Source organism: Rhizobium sp. BK491 (genome assembly GCF_014194925.1).
GTDB lineage: Bacteria > Pseudomonadota > Alphaproteobacteria > Rhizobiales > Rhizobiaceae > Rhizobium.
In genome coordinates this window covers 1-22528 of sequence record NZ_JACIAR010000022.1, presented here as the reverse complement: position 1 = coordinate 22528, position 22528 = coordinate 1, and the positions used below count along the sequence as shown (strand labels likewise).

Sequence of the window (22528 nt, the reverse complement as noted above, 5' to 3'; positions counted from 1 at the left end):
CAGTCGGCGAGATCGTTGCGCTCTTCAAACCCCAAGAATGCGCCAACTACTTCATGGCATGCGGATATGACCCCGAGTAAAATGGACGTGCTCTAATTGCGAGCGGGCTTCTTCTCCAAGGCGAGTAACAAGCCGGAATCCGGCGGCCGCAATCATTGGTCCTCCATACCGATAGTCTTCATCGCATCGACGCCGCGCTTGCGATCGATCCGCATGATGCTGGCATGTTTGCTGACTACCCAGTGTAAGAGAATACTGGTTAGCTGGAGGGACTATCGCTTTTACCGCGCGAACGTCGATAATGCCGCTGCGCCTTTGCACGGTTCCCGCAATCTCCCATCGAACACCAGCGCCTGTTCATCGCCCTGCTCTCATCGACAAACAGCCAGCCGCAGCCGCGGTCATTCTGGCACTGGCGGATACGATGCGCTTTAGGACCGGTCATGAGGTTCGCCGCCGAAATAGTGATGGGTTTGAGCAGATCTGAATCGCTGGCCTCATCGATACGCCAGACCATTTCACCCGCCATCCATTCGAGCCGTATTCCATCTGCGGGCCGAGCCAAAAACACGTTGAAATACTCGAGAGCCTCGATCGGCGGGGCGACATCGGCGATGCGAGCGACGAGGAGTTCGTAGATAGTTTCGCGCAGTGCAATCGCCGCCTCATAGGCTTTGGCGCCATCATCTTGATATGTGTGCCAACGCGCACTCATCGGGTCCGACTGGTGTTCACTCCCAAGCAGGTTGGCAGTCAGCCAGCGCAAAAGTGCTTGCGCATCGGGAAGCCGTTCCTCACGAGACGAGCGCAACCGCCAAGCTGCTGTGTTCACAAACCGGATCGCCAATTCCTCTTTGGGGCCGCCGTCGGCGCTTGAATGTCGATATTCTTTGGAACTCATGATCTTGATCCTGGTTTGGTCTCTAACCCTATAAAAGGTTAGGATCAGCCATGATGCTTTCAAGGACACATATCACGCTTGGCGCGGCCTTTGCCGCGATCTATATCATTTGGGGATCGACCTATCTTGCCTTAGCTTTGGGTCTGCAAACGCTGCCGCCCTTTCTTCTGATGGGCATACGCTGTTTGATCGGGGGCACCATTCTCTATGCCTATGCGAGGGTAAGGAGTTCCGAAGCTCCATCCGCTACGATGTGGGGCGTCGCGGCAGTTTGTGGCTTGCTGTTCTTCGTTGGATGCCACGGCGTTCTGGCATATGCGCAGCAACGCGTTCCATCCGGCGTGGCCGCTCTGCTCCTGGCAACGATCCCGTTCTGGATCGTGCTCCTGCAGGCTTTCATTCCCGGAGGTGAGCGGCCGACCGGGATGAGAGCGGCACTCCTCGTTCCCGGCATCGCAGGCGTAGCTCTCATCGCATGGCAGGAAATATCTTCCGGCGCGAGCGCGGTGCACCCCGTCGATTTGATTCTCCTGCTGGGGGCCTCCTTCTCATGGGCGGTCGGAACAGTCATATCGGAGCGCCATTCCGCAAAATTTGCCTCGGCGGGGCTCTCTGGGATCGAACTGCTCGCCGGCGGCGTTGCCTTGGCCGTCATCAGCGCGCTGTCGGGCGAGTTGGAGGCTGTGCAGCCGACCCGGATCTCCGCAGTTTCGCTAGGTGGCTTGGCCTATCTGATTCTGTTCGGCACCGTGATAGCCTTTGCCGCATATACTTGGCTGCTAAGGCGAATATCGCCTTTGTTGGTCGCCACTTACACATTCATAAACCCGATCATCGCCGTCGCCATTGGCTACACATTCCTTGGGGAAAGCGTAACGACACCCATCCTCGTTGGCGCAGCCATGATCGTTGTTTCGGTTGCCGGGATGCTGCTGCTCCAATACAAATCAACCAGGAAGGACGGGACACCCCATTTTCGCGAGACTGCAGTATCTCAGCGGCGTCTCTGAAAGAGGTTCCCCGCTTTCTCGCCTATCGCAAGACCGGCCGCGAGGATTTTTCGGTTGGATTTGGACGCTGCGTGACGATAGCGCCAAAGGCGGAGGAGGTATGATTTAGCCCTTATAGCAACGCTTGGCGGCGGCGGTTGTGCCGCCGTCCTCGCGTCAGCTTGAAAGGGATTGAACCGACGACCCGGTTGTTACAAAAGCTTTCCGTCTGAAATTCCTCGGTAACGGACGTTGGCTTTGCCCGCATTAATAACCTATTTGGGCCGAAACCGCTCATTGGTAGTCGCAGAAATCGACCGTGAAACCCTGATTTCTGCGATTGAGTTATGCGACACAAATTCCTCTTAAGCTTCAGCCTCGGCGCTTTTGTCTCGAAAATTAGGAGTTATCCGACAGCTTTAGGGTGGCCAGTGCTCATCAGCTCGATAAGTCTTTCCAGACGAGTCACTACGTCATTGGTTTCCAAGAGTTGCTGCTGCTGTTCGATAGTGATCGACAGCAACGGCGCGACCGTGTCGGCTAACAAGCTCGGATTTCCGATCGAAGGTAGGCCAAACCTGACCTTGGATCCCGGCGGAAGTGCAGCAAAGTTGACATTGGTGTAGGTCTGGTACGCATCAAGAACCGCACGCGAAAGGGCGGCCGCCTCCGTCGACTGGCCGCGTTCATCGTCCATCGGCCTAACCTCCGCCGCTAGGAAACCATCATTGGTCAAACGGACGATGCCCGTTCGCTGAAGTCCGCGTACGGTAACTTTGAGCGTGCCGTCCACCTGTGTCTGGCGATCTATCACGTTTGCTATGACCCCCACCGGATTGAGGGCTCCGAGAGTGCTTGGATGATCGTCGCCGCCATTCCTCTGCGCAACAACGAGAACGCGTTGATCGCTGACAATAGCTCGTTCCACGGCTTGGCGGGTTTTCTCGCGCGCCACGAAAATCCGCGAGATCATGTGCGGAAACAGGACTAAATCCCGCATGGGAACGATAGGGATGCTAGCTCCGGCTGATACAGACGTACTGGTGTTGACCAAGATCGCAGACGGCTGGCTCGCTTTGATCCTTGCGGCCAACACGTTCCAATCTCGAAAGCCAAGAATTCGAGCAACGAGTTCTTGGCTCTCACTGGTTGTGAACACGACAGATTTGGCATGAAGCGCTTCACGTAGCGTTTGCGCCATAGCTTTGGCATCGCGGAAATCGCGCATGAGATGATCCTTTGCAAAAACGAACGGAAAGCGTCAGGGGCTTGCGTTGCTGACCCGTTCGTTCGGGCAAAGAGAGCCATGAGCGGCTCGATACATTCACCGAACCCCGACGGGGCGCAAGCAGCAGGCTGTATCGACCTGGCAACAATCATTTGCAGAAGCTCTGTTAACAGTCAATCCTTGGCTTGCCGCGGTCTTTTCATCAGTACATTCTTGAACGGTCTACATTAGTTATTGCCTCTTCCAGCGCCAGAGCGGCCCCCAGCAATCGCTCATCATGGTTCTTGGGAGCCGACAGCAAAAAGCCGACCGGCATGCCCGCTTCGCCCGCCCCGCAAGGCAGGGAAACGCCGCACCAGTCAAGAAAATTACCGATCGCCGTATTGCGCAGCGTTCTGCCATTGATCTTTACGAACAGCTCGTCATCAGCTTCCAGGGGGCCGAGCGCCGGCGCGACATGGGCAACCGTCGGATAGGCGATGAACTCATTCGGCCCAAGCGTTGCAGCTACCTCCTTGATCAGTTGCTCACGCACTTTGAGCGTTTCCAGATAGCCGACCAGCGTCGTCTTCTCTCCAAGGCGTGTCCGCGCGACAACCCGCCGATCCATGGCTTGAGCCTCCGGCCCCGCCAAGCGACGATGATGGAGCACGAAGGCCTCGGCAGTAACCAACGGCCCATACTCGGCCATCAGTTCAAAGAGCCTTTCGAAAGCTGGAAACGCGGCTCGCCGGATCTTAACGCCGGCGGCACTCAATCTCGTCAGCGTCGCCTCGAAAGCTGCAAGAACACCATCCTGCGCATCATCCATGACGATATTTGTCGGCACCACGATGGAAAGCCTGGCGGCTTCGGCGCGCTCTATCTCGGGGACAAAGCGCCCGCGCATTGCGGCATCGACCCATATCGCATCCTGGACGCTGCGGCACAAAGGCCCTAGCGAGTCGAGGCTCGTCGACAGCGGAAAGACGCCGGCCATGCTGTAACGGCCATGGCTTGCCTTATAGCCGACAAGGCCGTTGAAAGCAGACGGTATGCGCACCGAGCCGCCGGTATCCGTGCCGATCGCCACCGGCACGAGACCGGCCGCAAGCGCGACGGCGGAACCCGAGGACGAACCGCCGGGAATTCGCGGCACATCCGTTGCCAGCGGGTTTAGCGGCGTACCGTAATGCGGATTGAGGCCGAGACCGGAAAAGGCGAATTCGCTCATATTGACCCGGCCGACGGCCACCATGCCCGCCGCTTGCAGCGCCCTGACGACATCGGCATCGTGTTCGGCAGGCGCGGCATCCACAAGCACGACCGAGCCGGCCGTCGTCGGCAGGCCGGCGATGGCGAAGAGATCCTTCCAGGCGACGGGAATGCCATCCAGCAGCCCGCGCGAACGCCCCTCGCGCAGCCTCTTGGACGAAGCAGCCGCCTCCTCCTTCGCGCGCCGCTCCAAAAGCCGCGTGAAGATCGCCTGGTCCTTATAGGTCCGGATCGCGTCGAGAGTCTCCTCGGCCAGCGCGATCGGGTCGAGACTGCCGGACTGGATCAGGACCGAGAGTTGCGCGATCGATTTGCTGAGGTGTGTCTTTGTCACAGGTCCTGCTCTCCTTCTCAGCCAACCAGCTGCATCCAGCGGCGCACGAGATAATTGTGCTCATCCATTGTCGTATTCCAGACGGCAATGCAATTGGCGCGCTGCCAATAGGATCCGCCGCTGCGCACCGATCCTTTCCTGATCCGCATCTGGCCATCCGGGCCGGGCAAGTCTTCGGTGGCCGCCGCGCCTTCATACCAGTAGTCCCATTCGGCCTGGGTCATGAACTGCCGCGAACGCTGCGGTGTCGAAATGTAATAGCCCTGCCGCGCGACCACGGCACCCGGCCATCCCGATATCCACCAGTTCAGATAGTCGTAGGCAACGTCGAGGAGACGGCCGCTCAACTGTTTCGAAAGACACAGGCCACCATGCCAAGCGCGATAGCCTTCGGCGGGAATGGCCTGCTCGACCGGCACGCCCTTCGAATTCAGGATGCCGATGCCGGGCGACCACATGCTCTGGACGCTGGTCTCGCCGGCGATCATCAGCCGGGCCGCATCCTCCGCAGTTTTCCAGAAATCCCGGAAGAAGCCAGCCTTCTTGCGCTGCTCCAGGAGATCGATCAGCTGGTCGATCTCCTGAATGGACATATTGCCGATATCGTCGAAGGACATGAGGCCAGCGGCCTGTGCCGCTAGCGCTGCATCGAAAATGCCGATGGCGGGCTCATCGACCAGCGCCACCCTGCCCGCCCAGCGTTCGTCGAAGAGCGCGCCCCAGGAATGCATGCCGACACCATTGGGCGCCAGATCGGTCCGATAGGCGAAGCTATCGAAATTATGCGTCGTCGGCAGCATAGAGATGAAGCGCGACGGCGTATCGCCCAAGGCGAGGTTCGGCTGCACGAAGAGCTTCTTGGCCGGCACGTCGCCGAGCCCCAGTCGCGGATTGGGGCCGATGTGGCCGGTCTTCGTCAGATCGTTGACCTCATCCCAGAGCACGATGCGCTGGGTGTCCACAGGCTGGATCGCACGCCAATGCCAGACGATATCGAGATTGTGGAAGCACTGGTCGTAGATATCGTAGGTCTCCGGCTCGCGGGCCGCCTTGTATTGAGTCGTCAGGAAGTCGTTGTTGTCGAAGATGACATCGATGCCGAGATCGTCCTGCGCGCGCAGGCGCAATTCCTCCAGCAGCGAGATCGCGGTACCGAGAACGCGCAGGCGCGGCCGGCCCTTCAGATGCAGTGCTGGAGCAGGCGCGGTCTTCGTTATCGATTGATGCTTGTTCATGAACGGATCGACTATCCTATTGCACCGCTGCCAAGGATGGGGCGACAGACGGCATACGGGCCAGTGTGAAGGCTTCGAAAGACCGTTTCAATAGCGCGCCATCCAACCCATCCAGAATGAAGACCAGACGCGAGGCGCGATCTTCGGAAGGCCAAGCCCCCATATGCACCGGCGGGTGAACCAGATGCTGAACCCCATGCACAGCGACGGGACGCTCTTCGCCCTTGAGATTGAGGATGCCCTTCACGCGCAACACCCGATCCCCATGACGATTGAGAAGCATGGTCAGCCAAAGGCCGAATGCGGTCCAATCAACCGGTCGGTCGACCCTCAGCGCAATGGAGGAAATCGTCGTTTGATGGGGCACCCCATCAGCCGAAACCAGCTGCAGCGGCTCTTCGCAGTAAAACCCGCTCGGCGACAGATTGTCGCCTGGCGAGGCTTTCTCACGCATGTCCGCCAATGACGACAGATCAAGATCGGCGTCGGTTGCCATCATGAGCGAGGCATCGGGGTTCAAGGTGCGAAGCCGCGCCTCGAGGGCCTGTGTCGTACGATCGTCAGCGAGATCGGTCTTGGTGATAACGAGGCGATCGGCAACCGCCGCCTGCCGGTTGGATTCGATATAGGTGTCGAGCTGGCACAATCCGTTGACGGCATCGACAGTCGTGATCACGTTGCCGGCGCGGAAATGGTGCCTAAGCACCGGGTCGGCCTTGATCGTGGACAAGACCGGGAACGGATCGGCAAGGCCCGTGCTTTCGATGATGACGCGGCGGAACGGCGGCAACAATCCGCGCTCGCGTTTGGAATAGAGATCCTTGAGTGCGGTGGCGAGTTCTCCGCGCACTGTGCAGCAAACGCAGCCCGACCGGAGAAGCACCATCTCGCCATCAACGGTTTCGACAAGATCATGATCGAGCCCGATCTCGCCGAATTCGTTGATCAGCACCGCAGTATCGGCGAATGCCGGATCCGAAAGAATCCGCTTCAGGAGCGTCGTCTTGCCGGAGCCGAGGAAACCCGTGAGAAGATTGACCGGCAGAAAGCCGTCTGCCTCAATCATCATGCCGTGCCTCCATTCTGGAAACGAAGGCGACATCAAGGGGATCACACGGCCGGCCGACGAGCTTTTCAGCCCCCGGCCAGAGATGCCCGAGATCCTCGATGATCTCGCTTTTGCCCGTTCTCGTCGACAGGACGAAGGAGGTGCCCTGCCAATCGGAGAGAATGAGCCCGAAGGCGGAAAGCATCTCATTGGCGGCGCGCACCCGTTCCGCGCGTTCACGCCGCCGCTCCGGGCTGGCGTGATTGCGCGTAAAGACGCCTGGCCGGACCGCCGCATCGGTCCAATGCTCATTGCCACCGAGAACACCGCACAGTGAGCACATAATGGTCATTCCTTCCGAAAACGGCTGAGCCCTGCCCAGACTAGCTGGCTATTTGCCGCGCGGGAAGCGGGCAGCAAAGTCGTCGGCGATCTCGTTCATCGTCACGAACTTGACGCCTGGATGCTTGATCATATGCGCATAGAGCCGCTCCAGCATCATCAACACCTGCGGCCGGCCGGCGACATCAGGATGGATGGTGATCGGGAAGACGGCATAATCCATCTCGCGATAGACCCAGTCGAACTGATCGCGCCATATCTGCTCGATGTGATGCGGATTGACGAAGCCGTGGCTGTTCGGGGATTTCTTGATGAACATCATCGGCGGCAGGTCATCGAGATACCAGGATGCCGGGATTTCGATCAGATCGGTCTCCTGGCCGCGTTTCAGTGGCACCATCCAGTCCGACGGCTTGCGCGAATAGTCGATCTTGGTCCAGCTGTCACCGACGCGCACGTAATAGGGCGTGAAGTCATTATGCATCAGCGAGTGATCGTACTTGATGCCGCGCTCCAAAAGCAGCTCGTTCGTCACGTTGGAGAATTCCCACCACGGCGCGACATAGCCAGTCGGACGCTTGCCGGAAAGCTTGGTGACCAGCTCGATGCATTTGTCGAGGATTTCCGTCTCCTGCTCGCGCGTCATGGCGATCGGATTTTCATGGCTGTAGCCATGGATGCCGATTTCATGGCCGGCATCGGCCACGGCCTGCATCTGCTCCGGAAAGGTTTCGATCGAGTGACCAGGAATGAACCATGTCGTCTTGATGCCGAAGCGTTCGAAGAGGTTCACCAGTCGCGGGCTGCCGACTTCGCCGGCAAAAAGGCCTCTCGAGATATCATCGGGCGAATCCTCACCGCCGTAAGAGCCGAGCCAGCCGGCGACAGCATCGACGTCGACGCCAAAACTGCACAAGATTTCCTTTGCCATGGGATGACCTCCTTCAATTTGAGTTTTCTGTAATCAGTGAGCCGGGATGACGGTCGCGTCGGCCGGATCCCAGGTAAGCATGACCTCGGCGCCTAGGGGAAAGGCGCCGGGCCGGTATTTGTCGATATGGGCTTCGAGCGCCAGGCCCCGGCCGTCCGGCAGGCTGATGCCGATCTGCGAGATATGGCCGACCACGTCGAAGCGCTCGACGCGGGCGCCGACCACATTGCCGCCGAAAGCCCGGACGAGATTTTCGCGCGCCGAGCCGCCCGCCGCGTGAACCTCGATCGCCTCCGAAGGAATGACGATGTTGACCTTGCTGCTGAGGCCGCCATTGGCGCAGCCTGACAGCGTGCCGAAGGATGTGGAGACGAATGTGCTATCAGCCTCGGTGCCGGCGACCTCGCCTTCGAAGATGGTATTGCGGCCGATGAACTGCGCCACGAATGGCGTATCGGGGCGCGTATAAAGCTGATGTGGCTGGCTGATCTGCTCCACCCTGCCCTGGTTCATGACCACAATGCGGTCGGACAATGCGAGCGCTTCCGACTGGGCATGCGTGACGAAGACGAAGGTGACGCCAAGCTTCTTCTGCAGCAGCTTCAGCTCGTTCTGGATCGCCTTGCGCAGATTGGCATCGAGCGCGCCCAGCGGCTCGTCGAGAAGCAGCACGTCCGGCTCGACCACTAGGCCGCGAGCAAGCGCGATGCGCTGGCGCTGGCCGCCGGAAAGCTTGTCCGGCTTGCGCTCGGCAATATCCTCCAGCCCAAGCGTCGCGAGGATACGATCGACCCGCGCATCCCGCTCGGCCTTCGCCATGCCCTTGACCTCAAGACCATATCCGACATTCTGCCGGACGGTCATATGCGGGAATAGAGCATAATTCTGGAAGATCATCGATGTCGGCCGCTTCTGCGGCCTGACATCGTTCATGCGCTCGCCCTTGATCATCATGTCGCCGGAGGAAATGCTTTCGAAGCCGGCGATCATGCGAAGCGTCGTCGTCTTTCCGCAGCCCGACGGACCGAGAAAGGCAATGAATTCGCCCTTCCTGATCGAAAGATTGAAGTCGATGACGGCGGGCGTGCCATTGTCATAGACCTTGCCGACATTGATGAGTTCCAAATCATATATCATGAGAGATCTCCGGGCGTGAACGAGGAGGCGGACATCGCCTCCCCGCGCGGCATAGGATGGCTGGCAGCAGCCATCGGATCAGGCATTGAGGAATTCATCCCATTTCTGAACGAGATGGTCGTATTCATCCGGCCATTGGTGCCAATAGGCAACGTTCTTGGCGCGCTCCGCCAGCGAGCCGCCATCGCGCAGGTCCCCTTCCTTGATGCCGCGCTCGGCAGCGCCGACCCATGGCTTGCCCTCGTACCAGAAGGCATATTTGTCCGGCGCCATGACCTTCTGGATATTGGTCGACGGCGAATAGTAGCCCTGCTCGGAAACGGTGATGCCGGGCTCGCCGGAAAGCCAGTAATCAGCATAGGCGATCACGGCTTCCTTGTTCGGTGTGCCTGCGATCATCGACGGGCCGATCGCCCAGCCGCGATACCCTTCCTTCGGCACGGCATATTTGCATGCCTTACCCTGGGCCTTGACCGCCATGACGGCAGGCTGCCAGGCGTCGCAGACGACCATCTCGCCCGATGCCATCAGGTTGACCAGCTCACCGAAATCGCCCCAAAGCGCCCGGAACTGTCCGTCCTTCTTCTTGGAAACGAGGAACTTCGCCGCTTCGTCGATTTCCGCCGTGCTCGGATTGCCGGGATTCTTCACGTTCAGAAGGCCAAGCGTGTTCATGGCCATGATCGCCTGACCGAAAGCGATCAGCGGATCGGTGTTGAGGCCGGACTTGCCCTTGAACTTCGGATCGAAGATCGCCGCCCAGGTATTGGCTTCCTCGGCGGAGAGAACGTCCGGATTGTAGCCGATGGAATCATAATTATAGACCGCGGGCACCATGTTCAGCGTGGTCTTGGCATCATCGGCCCAGATCTGGCCGACGATCTGCTGCTTTGGCTCCCACTTGTCGGAGGGCGTGGTGAAGGTATCGCGGATATTGGCCCAGTTCTTCAGGGAGGCGGCTGGAACCGGCTCGACATTGTTGGTCATGACGATCGACGGCAGGCGCTCGCCGATGATCTCCCAGCAATCGTAATCCTTGGAGCCAGACAGGATCTTGGTCTGAGCGTCCGGAAAGGTCGCCGCAGTACCCGAGGTCTGGCCGACGCCGCTCACCTTACGGAATTCATCGAGGATACGCTCCTGGACGGTGACCGATAGACCGATGGTGCGCAACTGCTCCTTGGCAAGATTGGCAGCCTGTGCGTAAGCCGCGCGCGATGACAGGAAGGGCGTACCGCCGCCGATCGCGAGCGCCATGACGCCGGCCGAATGCTTCAACAGAGAGCGTCTGTTCAATTCCATTTTGGACATTTTTGTTCTCCAGTGCTGATTGCTGTTCCCTTGGCCCTTGTTGGGCCTCTTTATTGCCGTATCGCCCTCTACCCAGCCATCGCCGGACGATGACGATCAGTACCGCCCCACAAGGAGGCCACCATCAACGACCAGAACCTGGCCGGTCATGTATCTCGCGCCGTTTGACGCGAGGAATGCGATCACGTCGGCGATGTCTTCCGGCTCACCGAGTCGGCCCATCGGAATGAATTCGGCTGCCTTCTCCGCGCCGGCGGGGCCGAGCGAATTCTCTTCCGAAAGGAGCTGAGCCGTGCGGATATAGCCCGGTGCAATGCCGTTGACCCTGACGCCGTCCTTCGCCAGTTCGACGGCCAGCCCGCGCACCAATCCCACGACACCGGATTTCGCCGCCGAATAATGGACATGCTCGTCCCAGCCATAGGCGACGCCCATAATCGAGGAGAGCGCGACGATGCTGCCCGATCTGCGGGCGCGCATACCGGGTACGGCGGCGCGCACCAGCTTGAAGATGCCCTTCAGGTCGACATCCATCGTCAGGTCCCACTTGTCGTCGGTGAGCTTGTCGAGGGGTGTCCGATGCGCGATGCCGGCATTGGCGACGATGATATCGATCCTGCCGAAGCGCGCCTCGACGTTGGCGGCTAGCTGGTTTGCCGCTTCCGTCGAGCGCACGTCGTAAAGATGAAACTCGGCCGAGCCGCCGGCGGTCAGAATGTCGCGAACCGTCTGCTGGCCTTCCTTCTCGAGGATATCGGTGACGACGATATGGTCGCCGAGTGCTGCAAAAGCCTTCGCCGTTGCCTGGCCGATACCGATGCCCGCACCCGTGACTATGACCACCCGCTTTTCTAAACTGCCCATCTGCTTGTCTCCCTCAGAGCATCACATCGCCGGAATTCGGCCCGAGCGTCTGGCCGACGAAAAGGCTCGCGGCCGGCGAGGCCAGGAACGCCACGGTCGCGGCCACCTCTTCCGGTTCGCCAAAGCGGCCGAGCGGCAATTCGCGCTGCTTGCGTTCGCGCCATTCCTCGGAAAGACTGCGCACCAGCGGCGTGTTGACCGGTCCGGGCGCTACCGCATTGACCCGTACGCCCCGGCTCGAGACCTCGCGGGCGAGCGCCTTTGTCATGCCGATGATCGCGGCCTTAGCGCCGGAATAATGAACAAGCTCGATGCCGCCGATCTGCCCGAGCTGCGAGGCGACGTTGACGATGACGCCCTCGCCGCGCGCCAGCATCGACGGCAAGACGGCCTTGGTCATCAGGAAGGTGCCGCGCACATGCACCGCAAACATCCGATCGAAATCCTCAAGCTCGAGGATCTCGAATGCTGCCTGATGCGCAATACCGGCATTGTTGACCAGAAGCGCGACGTCGCCGTGCGAGGCTTTGGCAGCCGTATGGATCGCCGCCACATCCTCCGGCCGCGCCACATCACCAGCGACCGCGGCCGCCGCGCCGCCCGCCTTGATAATTTCCGACGCAACAGACTTGGCGCGCTCCTCGGAAAGGTCATTGACCAGAACCGCATAGCCATCGGCGGTAAGGCGGAGCGCAATGGCACGGCCGATACCCGAGCCGGCGCCGGTGACAATGGCGGAGATCGGGGCAGAAGACTTCTCAGCCATCATGCGTCCTCCTGAATGCGGACGCGCTTAGCGCGCCGCACCGACAGACCCATCAGAATCGCGTAGGTGCCGAGGAGCGCGAAGGAAAACAGCGTCGTCAGCACCCCGAAAGCGAAGACATTCGGATGCACCTCGACCGAGAAAGTGCCGTAGATCGCAAGCGGCAAGGTCAACTCGCGGCCGGAGGCAAACAGGGTGCGTGAGAACTCATCATAGGAGAGCGTGAAGGCGAAGAGCATAGCCGAAAGCACGCCCGGAAAGATCAGCGGGAACGTCACCTTGCGGAAGGTGCGCGCCGGCGTGACGCCGAGCGACCAGGAGGCTTCCTCCATGCTCGGATCGAACCTGTTGAAGATGGCAAGCATGACCAGGAAGGCGAAGGGGAAGGTGTAGACGACATGCAGGACGAAGGCGGTGCTCCACCAGTGCCGATCGATGCCGAAGGCGTTGGCGACAAGCGCCATCCCAAGGCCGACGAGCACGCCCGGCACCATCATGCCGAGAACGATTAGATAGAAAGCCACGCCCGAACCGCGGAACTTGCGGCGAAAGGCCTGCGCTGACATGACGCCGAGCACCGTCGAGACGATCATAGTCATCAGCGCCAGCGAGAGCGAGCGGATCAGCGCCTGATCGATCGGCAGGGGCGCGATGCGCGACGGCGGCGTCAGACCGAAGAGATGCCGATACCAATAGGTCGACCATTCGATGATCGGAAATTGCGGACCACCCTCCGGACCGGTCTGGAACGACAGGATCGCAAGGACCGCGAGCGGGCCGTAGAGGAAGATCAGAAAGAGGGTCGTATAGACGCCCAGGCCGAGCTTAATGCCGCCAGCATTCATGATCAGAGCTCCTTTCTGAGGTCGACGACCTTGAGCAGGGCTGCGACAGCAGCGCCCATGATGATCGTCAGCACAACGCCGGCAACTGCGGCAAAGGCCCATTTCAACGAGCCGACCTGGGTGACGATGATATTGCCCAGCAGATTGACCTTGCGGCCGGACAGGGCGGCGGACGTTGCGAATTCACCCAGAACCATGACGGAGACGAAGATCGCGCCGACCACTACACCGGGCATCGAAAGCGGCAGGATGATCGTGCGGAGGATGCGCCAGAAGCCGGCACCAAGATCCTGGGCAGCCTCGATGACCGAGGCGTCGATACGACCCATCATGAAGGCGATCGGCCCAACCATGAAGACGCAGTAGATCTGGGTCATGCCGATGATGACGGACAGTTCCGAAAACAACAGTACCTCGATCGGCTGCCGAATAACGCCCAGATTCATCAGGATCATGTTGATCGCGCCCTCGGTGCCGAGCATCGGCCGCCAGGCAAGCACGCGGATCAGGAAGGAAGTCCAGAACGGGATGACGCAGAGTACGAGCAACACGGTCTGCAGCGTCTTGTTCTTGATGAGAAGCCCGACGAAGAGCGCTGCCGGATAGCCGACGACAAGCGTCGATACCAGCACCAGCAACCAGATGCGGATCGTCGTCCAGAGCGCACCGAGATAGGTGGCGCTCGTCAGGAAGGTGATCCAGCTCTGCAAGGTCAGCGTCGGTTCGATCTTGAAAGTCGTCTGCGTCCAGAAGGAAACATAGACCATCATCAGCATCGGCAGGACGAGGAAGGCGACCATCCAGATCATGCCCGGCGCCAGAAGCCAGAATGTCTTGCTCGATCTCCGGCGCACGGCTGCGCCTTCCTGCACGGCTTCCTCTGATGTCGCGACCATGGTCATCTCTCGCTCTCCTTGGAGGGTCCGCTGGAAGGGTTCGAAGGGCTGACATCAACCGAAAACAAGGGCATCCTCCTTCTTCCAAACGAGCGCATAGCGGTCCTTTTCGACAAAGGCAGGCGGACGGGCATGGCTCAGATGGGATTCGACCTCGAAGACGTGGCCGCCATCGAGCGCAAAGAAGGAATTGACCGCTGCGCCGGAATATTCGCTGGCGATGAAATCCGCCTCGATGCGCACTTCGTCATCCGATAGCACTGCATCGCGGGAGCGGATCGAAACGCGGTCGTAGCGGATCGCATAGGCTGGCTGCGGCGCCTTTCGGCGCGAACCATTCAAGGGGAAGCGACCGGCCGGCCCGACGAAAGCATCCGCAACGACATCGCCGGCAAAGAGGTTATAGCAATTGAGAAAGCGGGCGACCGAGGCCGTTGCCGGGCTATTGTAAACGACGCCCGAGGCGGCGGCCTGCGCGATGCGGCCGCGATCGAGCACAAGCACCAGGTCCCCCATCGCCAGGGCTTCGCTCTCGCTGCCTGTGACATGCAGGAAGGTTACGCCGCAGCGTTCGCGGATGATCTTGAGCTCATTGCGCATGCGGCCGCGCAGATTGGCGTCGAGCGCGCCGAGCGGCTCATCGAGCAGCACCATCTTCGGCTCCGTCACCAGTGTACGTGCCAAGGCGACGCGTTGGCGCTGCCCGCCGGAAATCTGCGTCACCGCGCGGTCGTCAAATCCGCTGAGGCCGACCAGCGACAGCATGTCCTGTACCCTTTTTGCCAGGACGCGCGCATCCGTCACCGGATCGACCTTGCGATTGCGCAGGCCGAAGGCAACGTTCTCGGCAACGGAAAGATGCGGAAACAGAGCGAAGTTCTGAAAAACGAAGCCGATGCCGCGATCATGCGGCTCCACGCCATCGAGCCGTTTGCCGTGAAAGAGGATCGAACCGGCATCCGGTTCCTCGAAGCCGGCGATGACGCGCAAAAGTGTCGTCTTACCGGAGCCGCTGGGGCCGAGCAGCGAGATATAGGCATTGTCAGGCAAAGAGAAATCCACGCTGTCCAGCGCGGCTGACGCGCCATAGGACTTGGTGACTTGGCTGAGCTGAAGAACGGTCGACACCGAATTCCCACCAGTTTCAAGGCAAGGACCATCCTTCGGGCAAAGCTCCGCTTTCGCCTGGATCGCATTGATCCGGACGTTCAGACGTCAGCCTGACTCGCGCATGATCACATGCGCGTCAAAGAGATGTTCCTTGGCGTTTCAAAGAGTTCCACCTGCGACGCTTCTGACGAGCGTCTTGATGTTCAGAGCATTACATAAATGATTTTTGTATTCAATAGACTTTTTTAGAAAATGACGAACCCCGAAGTAACAACTGATTGAGGGACATTAGTGAAAGGCGGCGATATCGACGGGCACCCTTGCCCTCCGCATAGAATTGGCGACAAAATGACTTTAACAGCCGCCATAACGTGACGCGCCGCACCCGGTACATTCAGCAAATAGCGCCAATCGCTGCGCTACGCGTCAACGATCGGCGAAAAGAGATTCACTGCATCTGTAGGCAGAAAACATATTTTGTATTCCATAGTCATTTATTTTTGCGCTATGTTAGAATGACAAAACGCGTAAGAGTGAAGCATCAGAACGACGTGAGTCCATTGCATCAGATGACCGAAAACCATGCGCGCCCGAATGCGCAAAAGCGTTACGAGATCGCCGAGGATGTTCTGCGTGGCAATATCGAGGACAACACGCTGCCGCTCGGCGTGGTCCTGCTCGAAGGGCCGATCGCCGATATCCTGCAGATTTCGCGCGCGCCAGTGCAGAGGGCGCTGCAGGCGCTGGAGAGCGAAGGACTGGTGCATCGCTTCAACGGACGCGGCTATCTCGTCGGTCCCGCTGGCCAGGGCATCGAGCCGAAGCGCACCGATATCAAGACCCTCGGCCTGACCATTCCGCGCCACGCGGACGAGGCCCTGCAGAGCCGCGCCTCCTGGGAGCGCATCTACAATACCGTCGAGGCCGATGTCGCCGGCTGCGTTGTCTTCGGCCAGTATCGCATCATCGAGATCGAACTTGCCGACCATTTCAACGTCAGCCGTACCGTGGTGCGTGACGTGCTGACTCGCCTGCGCGAGCGCGGCCTCGTGCGCAAGAACCAATCGTCCCACTGGATCGCCGGCCCACTGACGGCGCAGATGATCAAGGATCACTACGGCCTGCGCGGCATGCTGGAGCCGCAGGCGCTGGTCGCTGGGGCCAGCCGTGTCGACCGGGAGCGACTGGGCGATCTGTTCCAGCGCCTCTCCGATCTGGAGCGCCACGAACCGGCCGATCACCTTGCGGCACTGGAGGCTATCCACACCGACTTTATCGAGGTCTGCGTACTCGCAACGCCGAACGAGCGACTGAAGGAATCCATCCGCAACAATCTGCTGCCTGTCACGGCGACGGAGCGATTGCTGCGGCGCCTCGGGCTGCCCGGCGATCCCGCGATCATCACAGAGCTCCGCCTGATCGCGGAACTGCTGCTGCGGGGCGCGGTGAAGGCGGCGGCGGCGATGATGGAAAACCATCTCGAAGCCTCCGTCGACCGCACGATCGCGCAGATGAAAATCGTCGCCATCATCCCTGGCCCCGGCGTGACGGCCGCCTATCTCACCCGCGTTCTCGAGTGAGACGCACGTGATCCCAGACCTATTCCATCCGTGCCGGAAACGGGGGATCGAAGGAGCAGTCATCCGCTTGATCCCTTACGCCAGAGCAGCGCGAAGGCGCGCAAGCAATGCCTGCCGGTCCGCCCGCGCCGCCAGCGCCTGATCCATGGTGACCTCCACGAATTGAGTCGGCATATGCGGCTGCAGTTGGGCGATCAGATCCATGTCGGCCGAGATCACCGTTCCCAGCATGAAATAGCCGCCGCCCGAGACGGCGTCGCGATGCAGGATGATCGGCTCCGTTCCGCCTGGCACCTGGATGGAGCCATAGGGATAGCAGCTGTCTACGATATTCGACGGATCCGAGCCTGCGCCGAAGGGCTGCTTGCGCGCGACGAATTCAAGCTTGCGGCCGCCGCGGAAGCGATAACCCATACGATCGGCCTCCGGTGCCACCTTCCATTGATCAGCAAAGAAGTTGCTCTTTGTCTGTTCGGTCAACCGATCCCAATAAAGCCCGGGCAAAACCCGGAGCTCGGCCGGCGTGCCGGGCTTGCGGCGCAGCTCTTCGGCAACGGATAGCCCCTCACTCATCATGGAACCGGAGCCAACGGGAAGCTCATCTCCGGCAGCGACAGCCTTGCCGTTAAGACCGCCAAGCGCGCCGATGACATAGGTCGACCGGCTACCGAGCGCTTCGGGAACGTCGATGCCGCCAGACACCGCAATGCAGATCCGCGCTCCAGATTTCAGAAAGTCAAAGCTTACGGTCTGCCCTGCCCTGACCTTGAGTGCCGTCCATCCCGGCTGCAGCTCGCCATCGATCCTGACGGGCATATCGGCGCCGGTGACCGCAATCAACGCATCGTCGAGAAATTCGAGCTTAGGCCCCATGAAGACGGCTTCGAGCCCGGCCGCACCCTCATCATTGCCGACGAGAAGATTTGCCGCCCGCATCGCATAGCGATCCATCGCGCCGCCGATGGGAATGCCGAGATGGAAATAGCCGGGCCGTCCAAGATCCTGAACGGTGGTCGAAAGGCCGTGATGAAGAACCTTAATGGCCATGCAGCGCACCCTCCAGCTTGGCGTTGTAGCCGTCGATATCGGCCTGGTATTGTCGCAGATCGAAGCTGACCTCGCAGATCGGCGGAGCGAAGCGGCCTTTATCGACATCCTCGACCGCCTGGTCGTAGCCGTCGCGATCGATCGGCCGGAACTTCACGATGTCGCCGGGCCGGAAGAACACCATGAAATCACGGAGATAGCTCGTCGATTGCGTAGGGTCGAAGATCGGCATCGGCGTGATGCCGAACATCTGGTACCCGCCTGCTCCGCGCACCGAATAGATGCAGCCGAAGCAGCCGCCGTGTCCCACAGTCAGCCGCGGCGTATCGGTCCGCGGGCGCAGATATTTCGGCACCTCGATCTGCCGTTGCCGCTCTACCATCTGATACATGAATGGGAGGCCGGCGACGAAGCCGACCATCGAGACGAACCAGGGCGAGCCGGCATGGGCCGAAATGAAATCCTCGACCGCATCGTAACCATTGATCCTGGCGGCATAGTCGAGATCGGTCCCCGTCGGCTCCTGATGCCGCTCGCGAAAACGCATCAGCGTCTCATGCGTCCAGGGATCATTGTAGAAAACAGGGATTTCGACGATGCGGGTCGTAATGACCGGCTCCGCCTTCTCGGCGGCGCCCTCGATCGCCCTCACCTCGCGCAAGAGATCGTCCGGCTTGATCAGGTCCGGATCGAACTTGATCTGGAAGGAGGCGTTGGCCGGGCAGATTTCGGTGACGCCCTTGATGCCGCTTTCGCGCACCCCCTTGGCCATCGACAGGCTCTTGAAGAAGGCTTCGAGGGACATCTCGTCGCTGCATTCGACGAAGAGATGCTCGTCACCTCCGAACGTAAAACGAGCAGGCATCAGGCAACCTCCGCCGATACGCCGTCAACCGCGGCAAAATCGGTCTCCAGCCAGGATTCGAGAAAACGCGTGTGGAATGCGCCCTTGCGCACGGATGGATCGCGGGCGAGAGCGAGGTGCAGAGGGATCGTCGTCGGCAAGCCTTCAATCGTCAGATTGGAAAGAGCGCTGGCCAACCTGTCGAGGCAGGCATTGCGATCCTCGGCCCAGATGATCAGCTTGCCGAGCAGAGAGTCGTAGAAGGGCGGCACGGTATAGCCGGCGTAAAGCATCGTATCGAACCGAATGCCCTCGCCTTCCGGAACTGCAAGCCGCGTCACGGTGCCGGGCGTCGGCAGAAAGCCCTTGGCCGGATCCTCGGCATTGATGCGGCATTCGATGGCGTGACCGCGCGTGCGAATATCGGATTGCGACAGCGACAGGGAAGCGCCGCCGGCCACCTTGAACATCTCCCGCACCAGATCGATGCCGGTAATCATTTCGGTCACCGGGTGTTCGACCTGGATGCGGGTGTTCACTTCGATGAAGTAGAACTGCCTGCTATCCTCGTCGTAGAGATATTCGACGGTGCCCGCACCGCGATAACCGACTTCGGTGGCAAGCGCGACGGCACTGGCACAGAGGCGCTGCCTGATGTCATCGGGTAGAAGGAAGGCTTGTGCTTCCTCCCACACCTTCTGACGGCGACGCTGCAGCGAACATTCGCGCTCAAAGCAATGGACGAAATTCCGTCCGTCGCCGAAAATCTGCACCTCGATATGCCGGGCGCGGGTGATGACCTTCTCCATGTAGAGGCCGCCATCGCCGAAAGCGGCCGCCGCCTCCGCCGAGGCAAGTGGAAACTGCTCCCTAAGCTCGGCGAGCGACTGCACGATGCGAATGCCACGTCCACCGCCGCCGGCTGCCGCCTTGATCATAACGGGAAAGCCGATGCGCTCGGCAATCGCCTCGGCGGCCGCAATGTCCGCCACGCGACCGTCACTTCCGGGAACGGTCGGAACACCGGCCCGTTTCGCAATCTCGCGGGCTGCCACCTTGTCGCCGAGCAATCGAATGGCCTCGCCGCTCGGCCCGATAAAGATCATGCCCGCCGCCTCAACGGCATCGGCAAAATCTCCATTCTCGGACAGAAACCCGTATCCCGGATGGACGGCATCAACGCCGGCGGCCCGCGCTGCGGCGATGATGGCTTCGATGTTCAGGTAGGATTTCTTCGGGGCCGGCGGGCCGATATTGATCGCCTCATCCGCGAGCTTGACCGCAAGCATGTCAGCATCCGCGGCGCTATAGACCTGCACCGTGCGGATGCCGAGCGCCTTGGCAGCCCTGATGATCCTGACGGCGATTTCGCCGCGATTGGCAATGAGGACCGAGCGGATCGTCATGGGTCCACCTCCGCGATGATCTGCCCGGCCATGACAGGCTCTTCATTGTCGACGAGGAAGGTGATGTTCTTGCCATCGAGCCCGGCAGGAATTTGCTGGAAGGTTTTCATGACCTCGATAAGGCCGATCGTATCACTGGCGGCAACGGCATCGCCATCAGCTTTGAAGGGCGGCGTATCCGGAGAGGAAGCCCGGTAGAAGGTTCCCGGAAGGGGTGATCTGATCTCAAGCCTGCTCATGGGACCTCCGCGCTGCGTCGCTGTTCAAAATCTGTGAAACGGGTGCAATTTTTATGCCTTCGGCAATGAGGGCCTTGCGCATGTGGCGCACGATATCGAGCGCACCCAAAGTATCGGAATGAAAGCATATGGAATCGAAGGCGATCGGAATATCCGCACCGTTGACGGTGCGAACGACACCTTCGGTGCAGGCTCTCACGACCTTGCGGGCAATTGCCTTGGGATCAGGGCGACCGGCATCCCTGGTAAAGACGATCCAGCCCGTATCACCGTAGTCGCGATCGGCATAGAACTCGCGCACGATAGGTTGGCCCGCCTCGTGCGCAGCAAGGCAGGTTGCCGAGCCATCCATGCAGAAAACAAACATGTTCGGCGCCACGGTGCGCATATATTGGATGAAGATCTGCGAGAGATCGGCGTTCGCCGCCAATTCCATATAGAGAGCGCCATGCGGCTTTACATGCTGGACGGGCACGCCATAGCGTCTGGCAAATTCGCGTAGCGCACCGACCTGATAGATCAGATCGTTGACGATCTCGCGGCTGGTGCCGTTAATCTTGCGTCGTCCGAAGCCCTGGAGATCGTTATAGCCGGGATGAGCTCCGACGCCGACGCCGTGGGCGGCGGCCATCCGCACGGTCTCATCCATCAGATTGGGATCGCCGGCGTGAAACCCGGTGGCAATATTGGCCGAACTGATGAGCGAGATGAGCTCCTCGTCATGCGCATCGCCGATCCGCCACCGACCGAAGGCCTCCCCCATGTCGCAATTGATATCGACAGCTTCCTTCAAAATGCCTTCCCTCGCACCTGCATCCCAATCGGGACCGATATGTGAACGCTAGAGGCAAAGGCTGCCGTTGAAAAATACAATTTTTAAAGCCATGATATCTGATAAACTGATATCTATGTTTAAAATAGCATCGGAAAATATCTTGCAATATCAACTACTTATTAAAGTTGCGCACGTTTTATCGAAAATCAGCCCGTTTTAGATCCATGAAATCTGAATCGCAGCAGATGTTTTCAGATAAATAGATGGGAATAACATCATGAGCTTGAGCCTGCGGCAGCTTCGCTACTTCGTCGCAACGGCGGAATATGGACAAATCTCGCATGCGGCCGTCAGCCTCTCGATCTCCCAATCTGCCGTCACTGCGGCAATCAAGGATCTCGAACTCACGGTCGGCGTCTCTTTGTTCAACCGTACGCCACAGGGCATGGACCTGACGACAGCAGGCCGGCAATTCCTGTCCCATGCCTATGAGATCTTGGCGAAAGTCGACGAGGCGACCCATCTCAACCTCGTTAGCAGCGACATCGAAGGCGAACTCGTCGTCGCAGCGACCTACACCGTCATCGGCTATTTCCTGCCGATGCATGTCGAGCGTATCCGCCGCCTCTATCCGAAGCTGAAAATCCAGCTCTACGAGGTCAATCGCGAGTCAATCGAGGAAGGCTTGCTGACCAATTGCTACGACATTTCGGTCTTGCTGACCTCGAACATCCTCAATCCGATGCTGATGACCGAAACGCTTCTAAGTTCGGTCAGGCGCCTCTGGCTGCCAGCCGGCCACGACCTGCAACGTCGCGACGGGATAGGTCTGCGTGAAATCGCCGAAGAACCCTACATCATGCTGACGGTCGATGAGGCGGCGCATTCTTCGCTGCGCTACTGGAGCCAGAGTTCCTATCAGCCCAAGGTGCTTCTGAGGACCAGTTCGATCGAGGCTGTCAGGTCGATGGTGGCAAACGGCCTCGGCGTCGCCATCCTTTCGGACATGGTGCACCGCCCCTGGTCGCTCGAGGGAAGGCGCATCGAGACGGTCAACATACAGGACCCAGTTCCGCCTATGGATGTAGGACTCGCCTGGCGAGCCAATGTCGAGTTCAGCCCGCCCATGCTTGCCTTCCGCCGTTATTTCCAACAGGCCTACAGCCTGCCGGGTACGAACGCATAAATACCTGGCAGGTAAAACCAATGCAGCGCAAGGAGTACCGCGACCTTTGAAGAAGCGAAACAAATTGGCTGTTATCAGGACAGAGAACATCTGTGCTCTTGAAGGGATATGAACCATTACTTCTTATAAGGTCACAACGCCCTGTGATTTCATTTACTTTTCGCCTAGAGCACGTCCATTTTACTCGGGGTCATATCCGCATGCCATGAAGTAGTTGGCGCATTCTTGGGGTTTGAAGAGCGCAACGATCTCGCCGACTG

Annotated in this window: 22 protein-coding genes; 3 read left to right on the top strand and 19 right to left on the bottom strand. The window is 59.7% G+C overall.

The genetic code is table 11. From position 1 onward, the window contains the following. Positions 1 to 259: 259 nt before the first annotated feature. The gene (locus FHX05_RS29410) at positions 260 to 901 is read right to left on the bottom strand and encodes an ABATE domain-containing protein (RefSeq protein ID WP_183876375.1); all 642 of its coding nucleotides are present in this window, start codon (positions 899 to 901) and stop codon (positions 260 to 262) included. Between the two features lie 50 nt (positions 902 to 951). On the opposite strand from FHX05_RS29410, the gene FHX05_RS29405 reads away from it, so the two are divergent. Next, positions 952 to 1911: an EamA family transporter gene (locus FHX05_RS29405; protein WP_183876374.1), complete on the top strand. Its 960-nt coding sequence runs from the start codon at positions 952 to 954 to the stop codon at positions 1909 to 1911. 385 nt (positions 1912 to 2296) lie between these two features. Here FHX05_RS29405 and FHX05_RS29400 read toward each other — a convergent pair whose 3' ends face one another. The 13 genes from FHX05_RS29400 to FHX05_RS29340 all read right to left on the bottom strand — a co-directional run bounded on the left by FHX05_RS29400 (position 2297) and on the right by FHX05_RS29340 (position 15209). Next, positions 2297 to 3118 carry an LON peptidase substrate-binding domain-containing protein gene (locus tag FHX05_RS29400; RefSeq protein WP_183876373.1) on the bottom strand — a complete coding sequence of 274 codons (822 nt, stop codon included), beginning with the start codon at positions 3116 to 3118 and terminating at the stop codon, positions 2297 to 2299. A gap of 202 nt (positions 3119 to 3320) precedes the next feature. Then, positions 3321 to 4706 (bottom strand): amidase, encoded by a 1386-nt coding sequence (locus FHX05_RS29395; protein ID WP_183876372.1) that lies wholly within the window; start codon positions 4704 to 4706, stop codon positions 3321 to 3323. Between the two features lie 17 nt (positions 4707 to 4723). Continuing rightward, the gene (locus FHX05_RS29390; RefSeq protein WP_183876371.1) at positions 4724 to 5941 is read right to left on the bottom strand and encodes an extracellular solute-binding protein; all 1218 of its coding nucleotides are present in this window, start codon (positions 5939 to 5941) and stop codon (positions 4724 to 4726) included. A 16-nt stretch (positions 5942 to 5957) separates the two neighbouring features. Next, on the bottom strand, positions 5958 to 7010 hold the full coding sequence (locus FHX05_RS29385; RefSeq protein ID WP_183876370.1) for a GTP-binding protein: 1053 nt from the start codon (positions 7008 to 7010) through the stop codon (positions 5958 to 5960). Beyond that, the gene (locus FHX05_RS29380) at positions 7000 to 7332 is read right to left on the bottom strand and encodes a hypothetical protein (protein ID WP_183876369.1); all 333 of its coding nucleotides are present in this window, start codon (positions 7330 to 7332) and stop codon (positions 7000 to 7002) included. The genes FHX05_RS29385 and FHX05_RS29380 overlap by 11 nt, the downstream gene beginning before the upstream one ends. A gap of 48 nt (positions 7333 to 7380) precedes the next feature. Then, positions 7381 to 8262 carry a polysaccharide deacetylase gene (locus tag FHX05_RS29375; protein WP_183876368.1) on the bottom strand — a complete coding sequence of 294 codons (882 nt, stop codon included), beginning with the start codon at positions 8260 to 8262 and terminating at the stop codon, positions 7381 to 7383. 33 nt (positions 8263 to 8295) lie between these two features. Continuing rightward, positions 8296 to 9399 (bottom strand): ABC transporter ATP-binding protein, encoded by a 1104-nt coding sequence (locus FHX05_RS29370; RefSeq protein ID WP_183876367.1) that lies wholly within the window; start codon positions 9397 to 9399, stop codon positions 8296 to 8298. A 78-nt stretch (positions 9400 to 9477) separates the two neighbouring features. Beyond that, on the bottom strand, positions 9478 to 10710 hold the full coding sequence (locus FHX05_RS29365; RefSeq protein ID WP_112339386.1) for an extracellular solute-binding protein: 1233 nt from the start codon (positions 10708 to 10710) through the stop codon (positions 9478 to 9480). 96 nt (positions 10711 to 10806) lie between these two features. After that, positions 10807 to 11574 (bottom strand): SDR family NAD(P)-dependent oxidoreductase, encoded by a 768-nt coding sequence (locus tag FHX05_RS29360; RefSeq protein ID WP_183876366.1) that lies wholly within the window; start codon positions 11572 to 11574, stop codon positions 10807 to 10809. A gap of 13 nt (positions 11575 to 11587) precedes the next feature. Beyond that, on the bottom strand, positions 11588 to 12340 hold the full coding sequence (locus FHX05_RS29355; protein WP_183876376.1) for a glucose 1-dehydrogenase: 753 nt from the start codon (positions 12338 to 12340) through the stop codon (positions 11588 to 11590). Then, positions 12340 to 13185: an ABC transporter permease gene (locus FHX05_RS29350; RefSeq protein ID WP_112339383.1), complete on the bottom strand. Its 846-nt coding sequence runs from the start codon at positions 13183 to 13185 to the stop codon at positions 12340 to 12342. Before FHX05_RS29350 ends, FHX05_RS29355 begins: the two co-directional genes overlap by 1 nt. Positions 13186 to 13187: 2 nt before the next feature. Further along, entirely contained in the window at positions 13188 to 14087 is a 900-nt protein-coding gene (locus FHX05_RS29345; RefSeq protein WP_183876365.1) for an ABC transporter permease, read from the bottom strand. 48 nt (positions 14088 to 14135) lie between these two features. Continuing rightward, positions 14136 to 15209 (bottom strand): ABC transporter ATP-binding protein, encoded by a 1074-nt coding sequence (locus FHX05_RS29340; RefSeq protein WP_183876364.1) that lies wholly within the window; start codon positions 15207 to 15209, stop codon positions 14136 to 14138. Between the two features lie 551 nt (positions 15210 to 15760). On the opposite strand from FHX05_RS29340, the gene FHX05_RS29335 reads away from it, so the two are divergent. Further along, entirely contained in the window at positions 15761 to 16771 is a 1011-nt protein-coding gene (locus tag FHX05_RS29335; protein ID WP_112400925.1) for a GntR family transcriptional regulator, read from the top strand. A gap of 75 nt (positions 16772 to 16846) precedes the next feature. Here FHX05_RS29335 and FHX05_RS29330 read toward each other — a convergent pair whose 3' ends face one another. From FHX05_RS29330 to FHX05_RS29310, 5 genes are read right to left on the bottom strand one after another with little or no spacing between them, the layout of a single operon-like run. Continuing rightward, positions 16847 to 17818, bottom strand: a complete 972-nt coding sequence (locus FHX05_RS29330; RefSeq protein WP_112410176.1) for a biotin-dependent carboxyltransferase family protein — start codon at positions 17816 to 17818, stop codon at positions 16847 to 16849. After that, positions 17808 to 18683: a carboxyltransferase domain-containing protein gene (locus tag FHX05_RS29325; protein WP_183876363.1), complete on the bottom strand. Its 876-nt coding sequence runs from the start codon at positions 18681 to 18683 to the stop codon at positions 17808 to 17810. Before FHX05_RS29325 ends, FHX05_RS29330 begins: the two co-directional genes overlap by 11 nt. After that, on the bottom strand, positions 18683 to 20068 hold the full coding sequence (locus FHX05_RS29320) for an acetyl-CoA carboxylase biotin carboxylase subunit (protein ID WP_112400922.1): 1386 nt from the start codon (positions 20066 to 20068) through the stop codon (positions 18683 to 18685). The genes FHX05_RS29325 and FHX05_RS29320 overlap by 1 nt, the downstream gene beginning before the upstream one ends. Then, the gene (locus FHX05_RS29315; RefSeq protein ID WP_112339376.1) at positions 20065 to 20307 is read right to left on the bottom strand and encodes an acetyl-CoA carboxylase; all 243 of its coding nucleotides are present in this window, start codon (positions 20305 to 20307) and stop codon (positions 20065 to 20067) included. Before FHX05_RS29315 ends, FHX05_RS29320 begins: the two co-directional genes overlap by 4 nt. After that, entirely contained in the window at positions 20294 to 21100 is an 807-nt protein-coding gene (locus tag FHX05_RS29310; protein WP_183876362.1) for a 5-oxoprolinase subunit PxpA, read from the bottom strand. Before FHX05_RS29310 ends, FHX05_RS29315 begins: the two co-directional genes overlap by 14 nt. A gap of 259 nt (positions 21101 to 21359) precedes the next feature. Here FHX05_RS29310 and FHX05_RS29305 point away from each other — a divergent pair, with 259 nt between their 5' ends. Beyond that, positions 21360 to 22268 (top strand): LysR family transcriptional regulator, encoded by a 909-nt coding sequence (locus FHX05_RS29305; protein ID WP_183876361.1) that lies wholly within the window; start codon positions 21360 to 21362, stop codon positions 22266 to 22268. Positions 22269 to 22528: the final 260 nt, after the last annotated feature.